Source organism: Candidatus Zixiibacteriota bacterium (assembly GCA_014728145.1).
Lineage (GTDB): Bacteria > Zixibacteria > MSB-5A5 > JAABVY01 > JAABVY01 > WJMC01.
The window spans coordinates 1-17,260 of the sequence record WJMC01000134.1; the positions used below are offsets into that span (position 1 = coordinate 1).

The window sequence follows — 17,260 nt, forward strand, 5'->3', positions numbered from 1 at the left end:
CCGTCGGATTTGCGCCGGTCACCGCCGAATGGTTCCGCGGTGCGGTCAAAATCTCTTTTCTTATGATACTCTTTCAGGAAATCTTTGCTTTTATCACTCATCGGTAACTTCTGGTTAATCAGATGCCGGGAAAAACTATTGCATCCCCCGACATCTTTTGCCCGCTATGTACAAACGTTTAGCTGGTTGACGGTTTAGAGATGCTTTCGAGAACATCACCGCTGGTACGCTCATCGATTGCCGCAGTTGCCAGATCACCCAGAGAGAACATACCGGATATCTCTTCATTGCGATTGAGCACGACCAGGCGCCGGACCTGATTTTCCTTCATCAGCCTGCCGGCTTCGTCGATTCCCTGATCTTCATAGATCGTGATCGGTTCAGCGGTCATGGCATCCTTGATGTTGGTGCTTTGGGGATCGTTGTCTTCAGCGATAGCTCGCACCAGGATATCGCGGTCGGTGATCATACCGACCACTTTACCATCCCTGACAACCGGCATGGCACCGATCTCGAAGGTCTTCATCGTTTCAGCGGCATCCTTCAGAGAATCATCAGGATGAATGTACTTCACATCTTTTGCCATAATGTCTTTAGGTGTCAACATAACAGATCTCCTTTCCGTATGTTGTCATGAAAAAAGTGATTATCTATTTATTTCCCTGTACATCCTCTGGCACCCTGCCGGAGGAGTATTTTTCAGGAGGTTCTCGTCGCGGTTCATCTGGATCACGCGGAGGTTCCTCCATGGGAGGTTCTTTGCGGCGTTTGGGGTCCTCGACCGGACGTTCACGGTCCGGCTCGGGAGGTTCTTCCATCGGCGGCACCTCCGGTTTATCAGGATCCCTGGAAGGATTTTCAGGTTCTTCCTTCTTTGCTTCGTACAGGTTGAGCTGTAAACTATCGTATTTCAGATTCTCAGCCATTCTTTATCATCCTTCCTGAATTATAAATCATCCGAACCGATCATAAACCGCTCGGTAGGGGTTCGGTAAAGTGACAGGTTGCTTATCTCAAGATGATTTCTGACATCTTTTGCGCCGACTTTAAAGGCAATCTCCTCGGCCTCGAAGAATTCAATCCAGCTGTCGACTTCTCCGTCCAGCCTGACAACTCCATCGTTGACTTCAATTGTAAGTCCCTGTTCAGTCAAAAGCGGATTCCAGAAAATCATGTCTCTGATATCCTGGGCCAGTTCCCAGTCAGGTTTGGGATCGTAGGCATACTCGTAATCGATCATATTGACAACATCGACAACGCCGTTTACAGAAGATGCCAGGTTTTCCGCTCTTCGGCTTTCGAATGAGTTATTCACCCGGCCGTCCAAAAAGGCTTTGCCATTGACCACACTGACACGTATTTCAAACAGGTCGACATAGGGATCACGACCGAATGAGGCCCGGATGCGGTCTTCCAGCACGCTGTTTTCCGGTATTTCATTTGGTCTCACTCGCAGGTGATTATAAACTCTCATCACACCGGTGGTGTTTTGCGCGTCACTGTAGGCCGCTTTGCGTCCTCTCAAGCTGTTAACCGTTCCACTCAGGGTAACTGAATGATCCTGCACATAAACTTCAACATCATCTTCATCTACACGAGGATCGTAGAAAAGCGCATCCTCCACAGCCTGTGCGAGCTTTTCCGAGTCGACCGGAGCGTACTTTCGTTTGCGCTGAAGGCTGTCGCGGAAAGCCCAGTTGACCTCGAGATCTTCGCTGTAAACTTCGATAACACCGATCACCCAGGCGTCGGAACGGGCACTGCGCTTCTCTGCCAGACTGCCAACTGTTCCGGCCAACACAACCTCGCCATCGGTTACCTCAACCTGGATGAAACCTTCATCGACCCAGATATCGGATTCGAGACGGCGCAGGATATCTTTCTCGATCTCCTCGTCGGATCGTTCAATCGAATATTCTATCGCGATCTGGTTGTTGACATCGCGCACTCCGGTAATCCCGGCGGAGACATCAGCGGCCAGATTCTTTTCCTGGCGCGAAGCGACAATCCCGCCCAGGTGCACCACACCGTCTTTGACCGAAATCTTTAAATCAGCAACTTCAACAGCCGGATCTTCAAGAAGCGCTCTGTTTATATCCTGTTTGATTTGCTGGTCCAAACGGGGACGCGGATCAACGACTATACTGTTTATTACCGCGCGTACTCCACGTAGCGTTGTGGCCACATCGGTTGCCCTCTGCTTTGCCAGCAGGTTGTCGACCTCACCGCTCAAAGTCACCACTCCATCAGTTGTAGTAATATCAATTTTATGCGTGGGTACAGATTCCTCTAAAAGAAGGTGAGTCTCGAGCGCATCTGTAATCGCCTTGTCCGAGATGTCCCCGGCAACCTGGGCGTTTATATTTGATTGTAATGCAAATAAAATCAAGAACAGGTTGGCTGTTACGGTAAGAAAATTTAATAGTGGCCGACGTAATGCTAACTTTTTCAACTTCATAATTCTCATCTCCTCCCCTTTGCGGTTCGGTTATCGATATTTAGCACGCCTAAAATAATATTCAATTTGGCGCGCACTGTTAATAACGACTTGATCCGGGTCATTTGCAATGCGGGATGATTGCTAAGGATGTACGTAGAACGACTACGCAGTATACGATAGCATTCTCTCTGAGGGAACTTTTTGAATTGCAGTTGTAATAGAAATCAATTATACTAAATCATTAAAGAGTTTATAGATAAAATAGATGACAAAATGAAAGTAAGCTTAAAAATACTGGCGATATTTAAAAGAGATGAAGATCTGAATGCTGTCAAAGAACATCTAACAGGCGGGGATTTCATTCCCCGCATCAGCAGAGTCTCCACTTTGGAACAATTTCAGGGTAAACTCGAAGATGATATCTGGGATTTAATACTGGTCAGTCCAGACATTCCCTACCCGAATCCATTGGAAGCATTTCAGATTTTAAACCAGAGTGAACTCGAAATTCCTTTTATAGTGATTGCCAGCGGATTCGATGAAGAACTGGCGATCAATTTACTCAAAGAGGGAGTCAGCGATTATATATTAAAAAGTCGCCTGATAAGACTGGTGCCATCCGTACAAAGGGTAATTTCCGAAGCCAACCTGAGAAGAGAAACGCAACGTATTCAGCAACAGCTCGAGCATATTCGTCGAATGTTCGAACGCTTCATGACTTTTGTTCCCGGAATTGTAACAATCAAAAACAGTAAAGGTGAATATCAGTTCGTCAACAACTACGCCCTGGACACTTTCGGCTGGCGCGAAAAAGATGTTCTCGGAAAAACAGATTATGATCTCTGGCCTGCCGAACGGGCTAGATTCTATTCTGATATAGACAGCGATATACTGACGAGTGGAAAAAGAAAGGAATTCAATGAAATTATCCCGCACAACGGTGAGGAATTCACCTTTCTGACCAACAGGTTTCCGATCAAGCGCAATGAGGAAACTGATCTGATTGGAAATATGTCATTGGATATCACTGACAGACGGAAAACCGAAAGAAGACTGGAAGATACCCGTTCAGAACTCGAAGATGAACAGATGAAACTCGAGAAAAAAGACATCGCTCTGGGCGAAGTTCTTTCCAATATCGATGACAAGCGCCAGGACTTTAAACAGCAGATATTCGATAATCTCGAGGAAAATATCTTCCCCACGCTTCATAAACTCCGCGCCTCGTTGCCCGAAGCACAACAGAAACTGGTCGATATGCTTCAGACAGATCTGCGCGATCTGATGTCTCCTTTTACCGGCACGCTAAAAAACAGGTTTCGCGCTTTGACGCCACGTGAACTCGAGATCTGCCGAATGATAAAAAGCGGGATGACTTCCAAGGAAATCGCCGAAACCCTGACTCTTGCAGTCAACACGATCCACAAACACCGCGAAATGATCCGCAAGAAGCTCGGCCTGACCAACCGTGACCTGAATCTGAACTCATACCTGAAATCCTCGGAATTCAAATGAGGGTATTGCTTTGGGGAGGTCATATTAACAGACAATTCACCCCGCCGTGGTAAATCTTTTACTCCCCGGACGACTAATTAATCATTCAACAGGTTCAACCTGAATATTTGTCGAATTCTCAGGGCATTTAGCCATATCAGCGAGTCTTTAGTGGTGATAAAAACTGCGAATTAAATGGTTATATTCCTTAACCATTGAAATTATCACCCTGTTTTCTAAACACAGGCTGATAATTTCACCCGCGAAAAGTAAATATTTTCATTTTTTTTGCGCCGGGACGCCCGCCTTCAGGGTTACTGCCATATACCATCATTAGTGTGATAAAAGGGTAACATACCCGTTAATAATTGTACCTCAAATATACCATCATATACCCTATTAGCAAAAACTGAGCATCCCTCAGGAGTTTAATATATATTATATTCTATAATATAATAAGCAAGAATTAACTTGACAAGTATTTCTTTGTATCATAGAATGTGTGCAGATTATCGAACACCACGATATAGATCAGACGTTTACGAATCTGTGGAAAGCCGTTAAAAGACTGTTATATCAGCTCAATCTTAAACTGATCCCGAGGGGGTGATGCCTATAGGATAGTACCGTCTTTACATCAGCAGACTCGCCCTAAAGGTTAGATGTGCAGGTAACAAAGCAGTGAGGGGACCAATTTGGAAACCTACAGCCAAACTTGGACTGCTTTGCCATAGGTAGGTTAATGAAATGGCAACTTCTTTTATGGAGGAAAAACGAATGCGTTTTAATTACGGAATCAGCAGGGTACTGCTTTTGGCCCTCTGCGCAGTTTTCGTTTTTGGTTTCGTATCCAGCCTCAGCGCTTATACAGGAATCAAATACGGTAATTACTATTATCACACTCATGATCGTTTGCATGTTACCACGCCGGATACCTGCGAGTACATTTACTCGACCATTGGCCTTCCGGTCGAAGTCACATGGGTCGACGATCAGCTCGATTCACTCTACTATTATGCAGGTAACGGATCCCAGAAAGTCGTCTTCGGTTCTGATTTGACCTACGGTGGCGGTGATGATCATCCCTGTGTCGATTACTTTATGTACGATGCCGACCAGGATATTTATTCTTATGAATTCACTTTTGAATTTGATGAAGATGTCTTCAACGCTATGGGCGTGGATTCTACAGCCGGCCTGATCGTTACCAACGGCTGGGGCCGTCCGACTGTCAACATCTACCCGGGCAAAATCGAAGTTGTGGGTGCCAACCCGACTCCGATTACGCTTCAGGACCAGATGACTGAGCCATTCCTGTACATCAACCTCAAGGTGAAATCGTCCGCCTCCCCGTACCAGGACGCTAACCTAACGCTGACCGAATGCCGTTTTAACGAAATTCCTTCGATCAGCAATCAGTGCTATTATGACCTGACTCTCGGCAACCCCAACGGTCAGACTGTTTATGGTTATCCGATCATCGGTGAGCATCATGACTACATGGTCTTTGTTGACCAGGGCAGCCCGATCTGGCAGGATCCGCGCGACATCCTCAATTTCAACGGTATAGGCGAGCTTTTCGTATGCGACTGGAAATCGGTTTCCGGCCGTGTCGTTTTCTGCGGAACTTCCAATCCGCTTGGTATCTGCAGCGCTCAGGTTACCCTGACTCATCTCCCCGTCGATCCGATCAACGACCCGAAAATTCCGGATCAGACGATCACCACTCTGTGTGGTCCCGGCTGTGGTTCGATCGACTGTCAGGGCACTTATCTCTTCAACCAGATCATGGGCGGTTATGACTACAAGGTGACTGTCAAGAAGCATAACGCGTACCGTGGCGCAATTACCGCCAACGATGCCGCACTGGTTCTGCGTCACCTGGTTGAGAATCCGGCCCTGGACGGCTGTTGCGAATATATTGCCGCCGACGTAACCGGTTACAACCCGCTTCTCGGCGACTGCGATATCTCGGCATTGGACGCTTCCATGATCCTGCAGTATGTCGTCCAGATGATCGATTACTTCCCGAAGAACGCCAAGGACAGCACCAACTGGCTGTTTGTCCCGACCGAATGGATGTACGATCTGGATGGCGAGGGCGAAGATATCTGCATCTGCCCCGAAGAAGCATACTGGTACTATCCTCTGGATGCCAACTACATGGATCAGGACTTCGCCGGAATCCTTCTGGGTGATGTCTCACGTGACTGGCCGTACCAGAAAGTAGCTCCGACCGAGCTGGCTGATGATGTCATCAATACCGAGTTCCGCAATGTTTCCAGCGACCTGATTGAAGTCGTCATGAATGTCGACCTGGGCCAGGGCGCGCGCTCCTTCCAGATGGATGTCGAGTTCGATGCCTCTGCTTATGAGGTAGTCGAAATCAGCGCCGGCCAGGACATGAATGACTGGTTGTTCGCTTCCAATATCGTCGGCAACACGATCAAGATCGCGACCGCTAACGGACACAACACCTATGGCAACCTGGAGAGTGTTGTCATCGGACTGCGTCCGCTGAACGGTTCTGCCGATGCTGAACTGATTCTGACTGATCTTGTGATCGACGATATGATTTACCTGACCGAACCGCGTCGCCTGGGTGGCGCCGGCAGTCTGCCGACTGACTATGCTCTGCATAACAACTATCCTAATCCGTTCAACCCGGAAACTGTGATCAGTTTCTCGCTTCCGGAAGCCGAGCATGTTCAGATCGAGATCATCAACCTCCTGGGTCAGTCGATCCGTTCCCTGACCGACAGGAGCTTCGATGCCGGTACTCACACTGTCGTTTGGGATGCTACCAACAATTCCGGCGACGAAGTGGCCAGCGGTGTTTACTTCTATAAAATCCAGGCCGGTAATTTCGTGGACACCAAGAAGATGACGCTGATGCGTTAAATTGGTCTATAAACATTACTGGATCTGACTCACTACCCCCCTGCCGGGCGAAATCGTCCGGCGGGGCGGGTTTGATTAAATTTGGATGTGAGGTTGAAGATGAACAAGATACTACCTGCACTTGCGGGGGTTTTAATGCTTCTGATGATGCCCGGGCTGTTTTGTCTGCCCCTTATGGGAGAAGATATCCAGGTATCGTTGCCTGACACCGTGATTACCAGGGGTGATACCGCCAGACTGGCCGTGACTGTTGACGAAATCACCTCCTCACATCAGGTCTTTTCATACGATGCTGAAATCGCTTATGATTCCAGCCTGATCAAAATCATTGATATCGATAAAGACGGCTCCCTTTCCTCCGGGTCTTTTTTCGCCAAAAACACCAAAGACACATCGTTCTTTGTTGCCTGCGCCAGCGGTTCGCTTATCTATGGTTCAGGTGTGCTCTTCTGGGTTGAACTGACCGTAAAGGAAAATGCTCCCGGTGGAAGTGTCGGCTCCCTTGAAGCCATCCAGGCGAAATTCAATGAAGGCAATCCCCCCAGCCAGTGGCTCGACGGCGCGATCGAAACTTTTGCCGTCGGACCATATATCAACTGTCCCGACACTCAGCTTGATATGGATGTGTGCGAGGGTCAACAGGCCTGTATCGAACTGGTGATCAATGACTACACCGATGTCACTGTCAGCCGGGGTACATGGCAAAACGACACCCTCTGCTTCACCCCCGACCAGAGCGGGACATACGATTTTTCGATTACCGCTTCGGATGGTACAACCGAAGTTGAATGCGATTTTTCGGCCGAAATCAATCTGGTACCTCATGTGAACATCTCGGTCGATGAAATCAATCTCGATACGATCCTCTGCTCTCCGGGCCAGGTATGCCTTGACCTGCCAATCACCGGGCAGAGCGAAGTCGCGGTCGAATACGGCGACTTCGAAAACGACGAATTCTGTTTTTCTGTCGATACTGGCGGACTCTACGAATTTACACTGGTGGCTTCCAACCAGTGCTATTCCGACACCTGTCAAGTTACAGCCGACGTAACCATCTACGATCAAATCTCGATTTCCTGTCCGACAATTACGGATACATTTCTATGTGCTCCGGGATTGATCTGTCTCGATTTCCCGATTGATCAGCAGACCAAAACCAGCGTAAATTTCGGTAGCTGGAGCTCCAATCAATTCTGCTTCAATGCTGATACATCCGGTGTCTATAGCTTCGTGGTCGCGGCTGAAAACGACTGCTATGCGGATACCTGCTGGTTCGCGCTGGAGGTTACCGTCTATGACGAAATCGAAATTCAGGCACCGGCCGAAGTGATCGATACAACTCTGTTTGAACTGGGTGAACTCTGTCTCGACCTGCCGATTGTCGGCTATGATTCAGTTTATGTCTCAACTGGAAGCTTCAATAATGGTCAACTATGCCTCGAGATCGTCGATTCAGGCACCTACCAGATCGATATTTCCGCCGTCAGCCAATGCGGAAGAGACAGCGCGAGCATAACATTGAATGTCAAGCTCGCCCCGGAGATTATTATGGGGTGCCCGACTGATCTGGACAACATCTACCTGATCGAAGAGCGGGAGGTGAAGATACCACTGCCGATCAGGGGTCATGATCAGGTCATCATCTCGGATACTGGTGCCTCATGGATAAACGATTCGCTTCGATTCACCCCCCATCAGGATGGAAACTACTTTTTCGAAGTAACTGCTTCCAACAACGGTGGCGATGAGGTAACCTGCGAGTTCGACTGCTACGTCGAGATGACCACCGATTTCGATATCGATGTGGTTGACTTAGAGGGATCTTTTCCGCAGTCAGCGCAGATAGGCGACAGCATCCCGATAGAAATAGCGATCGAATCGAATACCAACTTCCTTACACAGATGGATGTCCGCAACTTCAAGATCAAGATACTTTTTGATCCTGTCTGTGTTGATCCACATAACATGATCAAGGGACCGATGACAGATTATTCCACCTGGGACGATTACCAGATGCGAGTAGACACGGATACGGTGATTATAAACATGAACAGCTCCGATCCCCTCAACGGGAACGGTATTCTGTTCAATCTGGAAGCTGGATTTATTGTACAGGATACGAATTTCAGTAATTCCACAAATCTCAAGGTTGTGTCTTTCGAAACCAACGCAGGTGATCCCAATATAATCGACGGGCTGGGAACTGTTACTCTTCATTGGGTATCAGATGTCACGGCGTACGATGCTCATGTGGTTCCGGAGGATTTCGAGCTGATGACTAATTATCCGAATCCGTTCAACGCCGGCACCACAATTAGTTTCGCGATCGCGCGTGAAACTCATGTCGCCATCGATATCCTCAATATCAGAGGACAGAAGGTGACAACGCTGGTCAACCAGGTTTTGGGACCGGGGTATTATGAAACATCATGGGATGGAAAATCTACCGACGGCCGGACATCAGCCAGCGGGATGTATTTTTATCGCATGACTACGGACGAGAAAATCGAATCACGCAAGATGATTATGCTCAAGTAGGCTCGCGAACATATATAAAGATATGCTGAGCATGACGCTTCTAATGTCTTAGAGCGTCACAGTCTGCCCAGTATCGAGACGGGGTTGCTGGTACGATCGGCCACAACCCCGATATTTTTTACTAAATTTCATGTATATCTATCAATAATTACATTAGTATAATAGTAATGTAAACAATGTGATCGTTATCAAAAATCAAATCTCTGATAATAAGATAAGGCTTTGTTCTCCTGTGTTTATTGGCAATTTTCCTGTACTGTATGGATAAATTAAGCGAAAAAATCAGAAACCTTATTGACAATTGTGTTAGAATTTCACTTTTTGTCGATACTAATTAGGGCAGGATACAGGTGGTGCCACACATTGCAATTTCTAAATTTATCATTGTGCTGTTATGATTAAAAATATTTCCAATCGTCGTATTAACGTTCTGGTTATCGATGATGACCCGGACGTATGTAAATTTCTGGAGCACTTTCTGGTCAAGCATGAATACGAGGTGGTCTCAGTTAATGATCCCGAGCATGCTTTACCAATGCTTAAAAAGCAGAATTTCCAGATTATCCTTCTCGATATCGTTATGCCAAAGCTGGACGGGGTTGAAGTACTCAAACAGATCCGCCATTTCGACAAGGACGTCTGCGTCATTGTTCTCTCCGGTTATCCGACTTTCGACCGCGCGCGCGACACTTTCAAAAACGAATGCTACGATTTTTTAACCAAGCCTTTCGAATCCGAACGACTTCTCAGTGTACTCGACGGCGCGGTTAAAAAGTACGGGCTCAAGTCCGACCTCAACCAGCTCGCAACACAGCAGATTGCAGAAACAGTCAAACAGAAACGAGCTGAATATAAGCTCAGCCTGAGACAACTGGCCAACCGTACAGGGCTCTCGACCAGCTTGATATACCAGATCGAGCACGCCCAGACTACGCCCTCGGTAGCGACCCTTTCGCGCCTGTCGACCGCACTCGACACTCCTCTGGAAGATTTCTTCAAAGGTCTTTAAACGCAGATTATTCAATCTGAAACAATAACCGTTGCAAATTTGCACTTCTTCAACCACATTGTATACATGACATCCATGCAGTGACCTCCATAGTTTCTGATCGAAATTGGTACAGCGACTCCGATTTAGACCTGCTGTTTCTTTCCGATCCATGATAGTAAGGAGGAAATCATGAGATACATCTTTATCCTGTCTTTGTTGTTTATTCTTTTTAGCTTCTCTCATCTATTTGCCGATGAGGAGTCGCAAGCTTCCGAAACAGTAGCTGCAGTCGAGGCTGAGGTGGATGAGACCGAAACGGTCGACACGGTCTATGTGCAGACCGAACCGCCTGAGCCGATCGTTGAGGAACGCCCTCCCGCTCCCGGTCCCAAAGCTGCCTGGGTGGATGGTTACTGGAGCTGGAACGGAAGCCGGTATGTCTGGCTCAAAGGGCGCTGGATTACTAAACCCAAGGGCCACTGGAATTCCGGTCACTGGAACAAGACTAAGCATGGATGGGTATGGCAGAAAGGTCACTGGAGTACCAAACCTGTCAAGCATCATCCCAAGAAGAAATGGGTCCCGGGCCACTGGAAAAAATCTCGGCATGGCCGGGTCTGGATCAAGGGACATTGGAAATAGATTGATACCTAAACAAAAATTTGGACGTATATTTGATTTACCCGTCGATAGATCGGCGGGTATTTTTATTCGCCTGCCAAATATATTATTGGATTTGTAACTCACTTATGCTATCTTGGAACATACATCCTGGGCAAAACCACAACTGGTAGCATTGGACGGCCGCAGATTGCGGAAATATAGCACAGGAGGTTTATTATGCATCTTAAAACGGTTTGGATTCTGCTTTGTATGACATTGGTTTTCTCATTTTCCAGCTTGTATGCCAAACAGCATACAGGTGAGTTTAGAAAATTCGATCCCGGATTGATTTCAGAACGCATTCCAAACACCCAGCTCCGGGTACACAAGATTGGCAAAGTACAAATGTCGATCACAAATTACGGCTATTTCGGAAGTCAGCTGGAAAATAGTTTTATCGATCCAGAAACCGGCCAGATCGCACCATCCTGCCAGTATCCATTCAGGTCTGACAAAGAACATCTTTTTCAAGGCGCGCTCTGGGTCGGAGCGATTGTTTCCGGCGACACCCTGGTCTCAGTCGGCACAGACGGCTGGCAGCATATCCAGGAAATGTATCCCGACAGCGGGTTATCCGGCGCAATTATCAAGCGCTCCGCAGTTCCGAATCATCCCGACTACGATCCCAAAGCAATCAGCGACATCGACTATGTTGCCACTTTTTACGATACCCTCACTGATCAGCAATATGTAGCTCATGATCCGGTGGACAATCGTCCGCATCTGCCGCTCGGTCTTAAAATCCGCCAGGAATCCTACAGCTGGGCAGATCCTGACTTCGATGATTTTATCATCTTCAGGTATATCCTGACGAATATCGGCGACAACCACCTGGAAGATGCATATATTGGTTTGTACTTCGACTGCGATGTGCTCTATCGGACTTACAGCTCAAACGAATTAGGCTTTGGTGATGATGTCAGCGGTCATATAATCACCCAGGACAGCTGCACCGGGGAAAACATCAATATCGCCTGGTCGGCCGATAACGATGGTGAACCGACTGGTGGATTCTGGAGTAGTGAATCAGTTCAAAGCACATTTGGTGTAAGCCTGCTCGATTTTCCTGGTCAATCCCAGCTTTCATTCAACTGGTGGGTATCGGAGCAATATCAGCCGGAACTCTACGACTGGGGACCAATGAAGCAGGAGAACTATCGCGATTTCGGTACCGGCGGTATGGGTACCCCGGAAGGCGATAAAAACAAGTATTACCTCATGTCCAACGGTGAACATGATTACGATCAAATGTTTTGCGGAATTGATCACACCAGCGAAGGCTGGTTTCCTCCGCCCGCTGACGCTTTAGTAAACAGGATCGCGGGTGGCTACGACACACGTTTTCTATTCTCATTCGGTTCTTTTGATCTGATGCCGTCCGACAGCTTGGAGTTTTCATTTGTTGTCGCCCTCGGCAACAATCTTCACCAGTACCCCGATGCTTTCTCGAACCTGTATGATAGTGACAATCCCCAGCTTTTCTATGAAGCACTGTATTTTTATAATTTGGTAAATACTGTCATGGCAGCTCGTGAAAAATTCACAATGCTTGGCCTGTATACCTGTGGTGATTTCAATCGCGACGGGAATATATCTATAACTGATGTCGTCAGTATTATTAACTACGTGTTCTTGAATAAGACGCCCTGTTACGGTCAGGAAAATGATGATTACAATTGCGATGACACTCTCAATATGGTTGATATAATATACTTGATAAACTATCTCTTCCGTGGAGGCGACTCACCCTGCGATCCTGACGGCGATGGTGAGCCTGAATGCTGATTCTGGCTACATTGATTTTATGCCCGCATCGAAAGGTGCGGGCTTTTTATTTGTTGCGGGGAATTCACTCAGATTTTTATCAGCCGAAATGCCTTTTTATCCGGGACTTGCGCCAGGTCTCACCCAGCATCACTTCGCCCTCTTTGTCGGCATCTTCGATAAATTCCGTGGGTACCAGGATGAAATGACCGTGCCCTTTCGGTTTCAGGATCTCATCGGCCATATGACCATAAAAACCGCTGTGCCCGGCGGTCGAGTAAACCACTGCCGGGATATTTTTTGCGCGCAGTCCCTCCGAAACCATCTCGGCATACTGGCGGCTTTCAAGGAGTACGATCGGAACCCACTTTTCAAACGGTTTCTCGGATTGAGACTGTGTGGCATGTTTGTCATCGAATAGATGCGAAACCAGCGGTTCGTTACAGTCGGGGCAGACAGTGACATGCGACTGATACTCGTATCTGCATTTGGGACAGAAGGGCATCGTGATCCTCTGCTGTGCATTTAATATACTCAATCAACTTACACCCTGCAACCAGATTTATTCTATTTAAGTAAAATACAGGTGATAGATTTTACGATTGGCTGTAGTTACAAGAATCTCCAGCCCAGTTTGACCGCCGTCAAGACCGGCGCAACTGGTTCGTTGAATATCAATTCTAAAGAGCGAGATTTCGCTTTATACAGGTCCGGGTTTCACGACTTTTTTTGTCTGAATGGATATGGGGATAGCAGGCGTCGTTATGGCAGATCCTGAGTTGTCGACATTAGTCGGGATATTGTGACCTGCCGTGGAATCATCAAGCAGTTGAGATTTCTCCTCTCGCGCTCCGATCAACGATCGGCTCTCGGTCGAGATGACCGGTTCGGCAATGGTTTCTGTCACTCCGATAACAGCTCTTCGATACCCCCCGCACCAAACAAGAATGCACTTACCGCGCATAAACTGCAATAGAACATTACCGCAATATCTGCCCTAAAAATTCCTCTACTTCGGGTACTCCGCCCTGAAGTATCAAGTAACCGTCGAACGGTTCCCGTTCGGTAATCTCCTCGGCAATCGGCTCGAGCATCATCCGCTTGACCTCCTCATGATCACTGGTATGCGCCAGCACCCACCCGAGTTTGACATAAGCCACCTCCGGAAGCATATTCTCGCAGGGGATGATGCCCAGATCCAGAAGATCGCGCCCGGTATCGTAGACATACATCTGCACATACCCCCACAAAGTCTGCACTGTCATAACCACATGAACACCCGACTTGACTGCCTTGCGAAGCGGTTCATAGAGCGGTTTGTTGACATGACCCAGCCCGGTACCGGCGATCACTATCCCACGATAACCGTTGTCCACCAGCGAATCGATAATATCCGGCATCATGTTGGGGTAGTAATATACGATCGCAACTTTCTCCTCGAAGACCGCATCGATTATGGGCTTGCGGTTTTTATCGCGACGTTTGTAACTCGATTTTATCGGGATGATTTTATCAGGTGTAACCATAGCCATCGGCACATCACCGATAGTACGGAATGTTGACCGGTACGACGAATGCATCTTGCGCACCCGGGTACCGCGGTGAAGCAGGTTGTACTGATCCGAAGTCGGCCCGAACATACAGACCGTCACCTCGGCGATATCGGAATAGGCGGCTGTATTGCAGGCACATTGCAGGTTGAAGGCGGCATCGGATGAGGGACGATCCGACGACCTCTGCGACCCGACCAGAACGATCGGAACCGGAGAATCCTGCACCATAAACGACAGTGCGGCGGCGGTATGATGCATAGTGTCGGTACCATGGCCGATCACGATCCCATCCACCCCGTTTTCGATCTCACGCCCGATTGTTTCGGCGGTGATGATATACTGTTTGGGGCCCATATTCTCGGAAAAGATCCCGAACATCTTCTCGGTCTTGAGATTGCAGATATCCGCCAGCTCCGGCACCGCGCCATACAACTCACCCGGCGAAAACGCCGGAATCACTGCCCCGGTGCGATAATCCAGGCGCGAGGCGATAGTACCGCCGGTGCCCAGGAGGGTGACATTCGGTTTGGAAGGATCGGTCGGAAATTCCGATTCTGGAATCTTATAGTGGGCTTCCTTATGGCCGACTTCGCGGATATTTTCGACATTCTCAGCCGCAATTCCGACATTGTAGCCGTTGATCATCTTCAAAACAATATGCTTGTCGTCGGCAGTCTCCGACCGGGGCAGAATCACCCCGGCGAACTCACCTTTTTTTGTATCAATCTCAACATCCGACCAGACGGAAACATTGAAATTTTTCAGCACGGTCAATGCCGGCCCGCGATAACCCTCGAATTTATTCTCAGCCATAATTCCACTCCTGTTTGAGCGGTAAAATATTCAAATCATTGCAGAAAGTAAAGTGGGGGATAAAAAATTATCCGGGCTTTTCCCTGGGAAAGAAGAGCCCGGATGAGATGGCAGAAACAAAAGTAAGAGGTCAATTAGCTAATGCCAGCTATGCTATGTATTTTTTGCAACCTACTTTTCAATCTCTTAGAACAATCAGACCTTTCAAAAAGTGCCCGAAAAAATTAAATAATTATATTTTCTTTAGACAGCACAATAATAATTATATCAATCTAATTTGTCAAGCAAAAAAAGAGCTATCCTCTCCTTTTTTTGAATCTCGACAGCCAGCTTTCGCCCTCGCATTGGGATTCGCGGGCGAATTCGAGAAACTCCTCCAGACGGTCAACCGACTGTCTGTCAAGGATATGCTCGATATTGCAGGCATCTGTTTCAGCGATTTCACAGTTTACACCCAGAATATCGTTTAAAAATTCACGGATCAGGCCATGCCGTCGCTCCAGCCGCGATGCAAGGTTCTGCCCTTCCTCGGTCAGGACAACATAACCGGATTTCTCATGCTCTACTAAACCCGATTTGCGCAGGCGGTCGATCGCAACCGTGACCGTGGGCGAGGCGACATCACGCAATTTGGCGATATCCTTGATTCGAGCGACCGGATTGTCCTTGAGGAGTTGGTAGATCAACTCGACATATTCCTGCTCGAAGGTGCTGTAATCGTTAACTCTTCTATTTTCTTCCATCGTATCCATAGACATATTTAAAAAAATTATAGCTATCTATGATACGGCTGTCAAGCGATTTTTGCGATATTTTGTTGAAATTGAGATTCGTGGTATAATCATTTCGACCGATCCGGCTTTTGCCGTAGAGTGGAGAAATCTCTCTTTAGTGAGCCTGCGTACCTGACTATTCTACCGAGTATTGAGATCTGAGTTTGTCTACGCTCTAGTTTTGAAGTCGTTCAAGCAGTCGAGAAGCATGGCGATATGATCTTCGCTGTTGTAGTAATGGACTGCCACACGGATCAGGCCCTCGCGGTAAGAGGTGATCACATCATGTTCCATCAGGTATTTCTGCAGTTCAGCGGGATTAGTGCAGGTAAACGATAAAATCGACGAGCGATGATCCTCGCGCAAATCCGACGCCAGACGATAATAGTCCTGTGAATTCAGGTACTCGATTACCTGATCGAGCAGGCCGCGATTGTGCGAACCGATCTTCTCCGCCCCGATCTCGTTGATCTTTTTAAGCGAGTTCAGCATGGCATAGATATGGATATACGAGGGCGCCGAGAGCCCAAAACGTTCTGCCGATTTATCCGGCATCAAATTATGGCGCAAAAGATTCGACCAGTCAGCCTTCCAGTCGACCCCGAACCACCCCGCCAGAGTCCGTCCGACCTCGAGTTTGGCGTCATCGGACAGGTAAAAGAAGCCGCATCCGACCGGCGAGGAAAGCCATTTCTGCGCGCCACAGGCCAGAAGATCGATCCTGCAATCTTTGACATCGAGCGGTGTGTTCGACACTCCCTGGATACCATCGACAACGTAGAAGATGTTGTGACTGGCGCAGATCTCACCCAGCCGTTTGATGTCGTTTCTGAAGCCATTGAAAAACTGCACAAACGAGATCGAAAACAATTTGGTTTTCTCGCTTATTGCCTCCTCGAACGAGTCAATATCGAAACAGCGGTTTTTAGAGGACAGCCACTTGATTTTGACACCCATATCGGTCAGCTTGGTCCAGACATAGGTGTTAGCCGGGAATTCGACATCGGAGAGGATGATTTCATCGTTTTTTTCAAAATCCAGCCCGGCTGCGGCGATATTGAGTCCATGCGAGGTATTGAAAGCCCAGCCGATCTCCGAAGGGCCCGATCCGACCATACTGGCGATCTCGGCTTTGGACTCCCGCCAGGCATCGAAGACCTCCGGGGTGCTGTCATGAAGGTTGTTCCACTCGTCGATATAGCGCTCGATCTCGGCTTTGGTAGACTGTGGCCATACCCCCAGGGAGGCGGTGTTCAAAAACGCGGTATGATCCAGGTTAGGAAAATCCAGAGCAAGTTTTTGCCGTGTCAACAGGTCTAATAACTCATGC

General features: G+C 47.9%; 14 protein-coding genes. 6 read left to right on the top strand and 8 right to left on the bottom strand.

Annotation, left to right across the window (positions count from 1 at the left end; genetic code table 11):
• Nucleotides 1-178: 178 nt before the first annotated feature.
• Genes GF404_07795 through GF404_07805 form a run of 3 tightly spaced genes read right to left on the bottom strand, consistent with a single transcriptional unit; the run spans nucleotide 179 to nucleotide 2,467 of the window.
• Nucleotides 179-607, bottom strand: a complete 429-nt coding sequence (locus GF404_07795) for a CBS domain-containing protein (protein ID MBD3382083.1) — start codon at nucleotides 605-607, stop codon at nucleotides 179-181.
• A gap of 43 nt (nucleotides 608-650) precedes the next feature.
• Entirely contained in the window at nucleotides 651-926 is a 276-nt protein-coding gene (locus GF404_07800) for a hypothetical protein (protein MBD3382084.1), read from the bottom strand.
• A gap of 20 nt (nucleotides 927-946) precedes the next feature.
• Nucleotides 947-2,467, bottom strand: coding sequence for a BON domain-containing protein (locus tag GF404_07805; GenBank protein MBD3382085.1), 1,521 nt, complete (start codon nucleotides 2,465-2,467; stop codon nucleotides 947-949).
• A gap of 246 nt (nucleotides 2,468-2,713) precedes the next feature.
• On the opposite strand from GF404_07805, the gene GF404_07810 reads away from it, so the two are divergent.
• The 6 genes from GF404_07810 to GF404_07835 all read left to right on the top strand — a co-directional run bounded on the left by GF404_07810 (nucleotide 2,714) and on the right by GF404_07835 (nucleotide 12,812).
• Nucleotides 2,714-3,955 carry a PAS domain-containing protein gene (locus GF404_07810; GenBank protein MBD3382086.1) on the top strand — a complete coding sequence of 414 codons (1,242 nt, stop codon included), beginning with the start codon at nucleotides 2,714-2,716 and terminating at the stop codon, nucleotides 3,953-3,955.
• Nucleotides 3,956-4,681: 726 nt separating this feature from the next.
• Complete coding sequence (locus GF404_07815) at nucleotides 4,682-6,835, top strand: T9SS type A sorting domain-containing protein (protein ID MBD3382087.1); 2,154 nt, start codon at nucleotides 4,682-4,684, stop codon at nucleotides 6,833-6,835.
• Between the two features lie 99 nt (nucleotides 6,836-6,934).
• Nucleotides 6,935-9,373, top strand: a complete 2,439-nt coding sequence (locus tag GF404_07820; GenBank protein MBD3382088.1) for a T9SS type A sorting domain-containing protein — start codon at nucleotides 6,935-6,937, stop codon at nucleotides 9,371-9,373.
• Between the two features lie 394 nt (nucleotides 9,374-9,767).
• The gene (locus tag GF404_07825; protein ID MBD3382089.1) at nucleotides 9,768-10,382 is read left to right on the top strand and encodes a response regulator; all 615 of its coding nucleotides are present in this window, start codon (nucleotides 9,768-9,770) and stop codon (nucleotides 10,380-10,382) included.
• Between the two features lie 171 nt (nucleotides 10,383-10,553).
• Entirely contained in the window at nucleotides 10,554-11,006 is a 453-nt protein-coding gene (locus GF404_07830; protein MBD3382090.1) for a hypothetical protein, read from the top strand.
• Between the two features lie 198 nt (nucleotides 11,007-11,204).
• Nucleotides 11,205-12,812 carry a hypothetical protein gene (locus GF404_07835; protein MBD3382091.1) on the top strand — a complete coding sequence of 536 codons (1,608 nt, stop codon included), beginning with the start codon at nucleotides 11,205-11,207 and terminating at the stop codon, nucleotides 12,810-12,812.
• A gap of 79 nt (nucleotides 12,813-12,891) precedes the next feature.
• On the opposite strand, the gene GF404_07840 is transcribed toward GF404_07835, so the two are convergent.
• The 5 genes from GF404_07840 to GF404_07860 all read right to left on the bottom strand — a co-directional run.
• Complete coding sequence (locus GF404_07840) at nucleotides 12,892-13,329, bottom strand: hypothetical protein (protein MBD3382092.1); 438 nt, start codon at nucleotides 13,327-13,329, stop codon at nucleotides 12,892-12,894.
• 162 nt (nucleotides 13,330-13,491) lie between these two features.
• The gene (locus tag GF404_07845) at nucleotides 13,492-13,698 is read right to left on the bottom strand and encodes a hypothetical protein (GenBank protein ID MBD3382093.1); all 207 of its coding nucleotides are present in this window, start codon (nucleotides 13,696-13,698) and stop codon (nucleotides 13,492-13,494) included.
• Between the two features lie 73 nt (nucleotides 13,699-13,771).
• Entirely contained in the window at nucleotides 13,772-15,157 is a 1,386-nt protein-coding gene (gatD, locus tag GF404_07850) for a Glu-tRNA(Gln) amidotransferase subunit GatD (protein ID MBD3382094.1), read from the bottom strand.
• Between the two features lie 296 nt (nucleotides 15,158-15,453).
• A complete protein-coding gene (locus GF404_07855; GenBank protein ID MBD3382095.1) occupies nucleotides 15,454-15,915 on the bottom strand; it encodes a winged helix-turn-helix transcriptional regulator in 462 nt (153 codons plus the stop codon).
• A gap of 183 nt (nucleotides 15,916-16,098) precedes the next feature.
• The coding region (locus tag GF404_07860) for an aminotransferase class V-fold PLP-dependent enzyme (GenBank protein MBD3382096.1) at nucleotides 16,099-17,260 on the bottom strand (1,162 nt) is incomplete at its 5' end.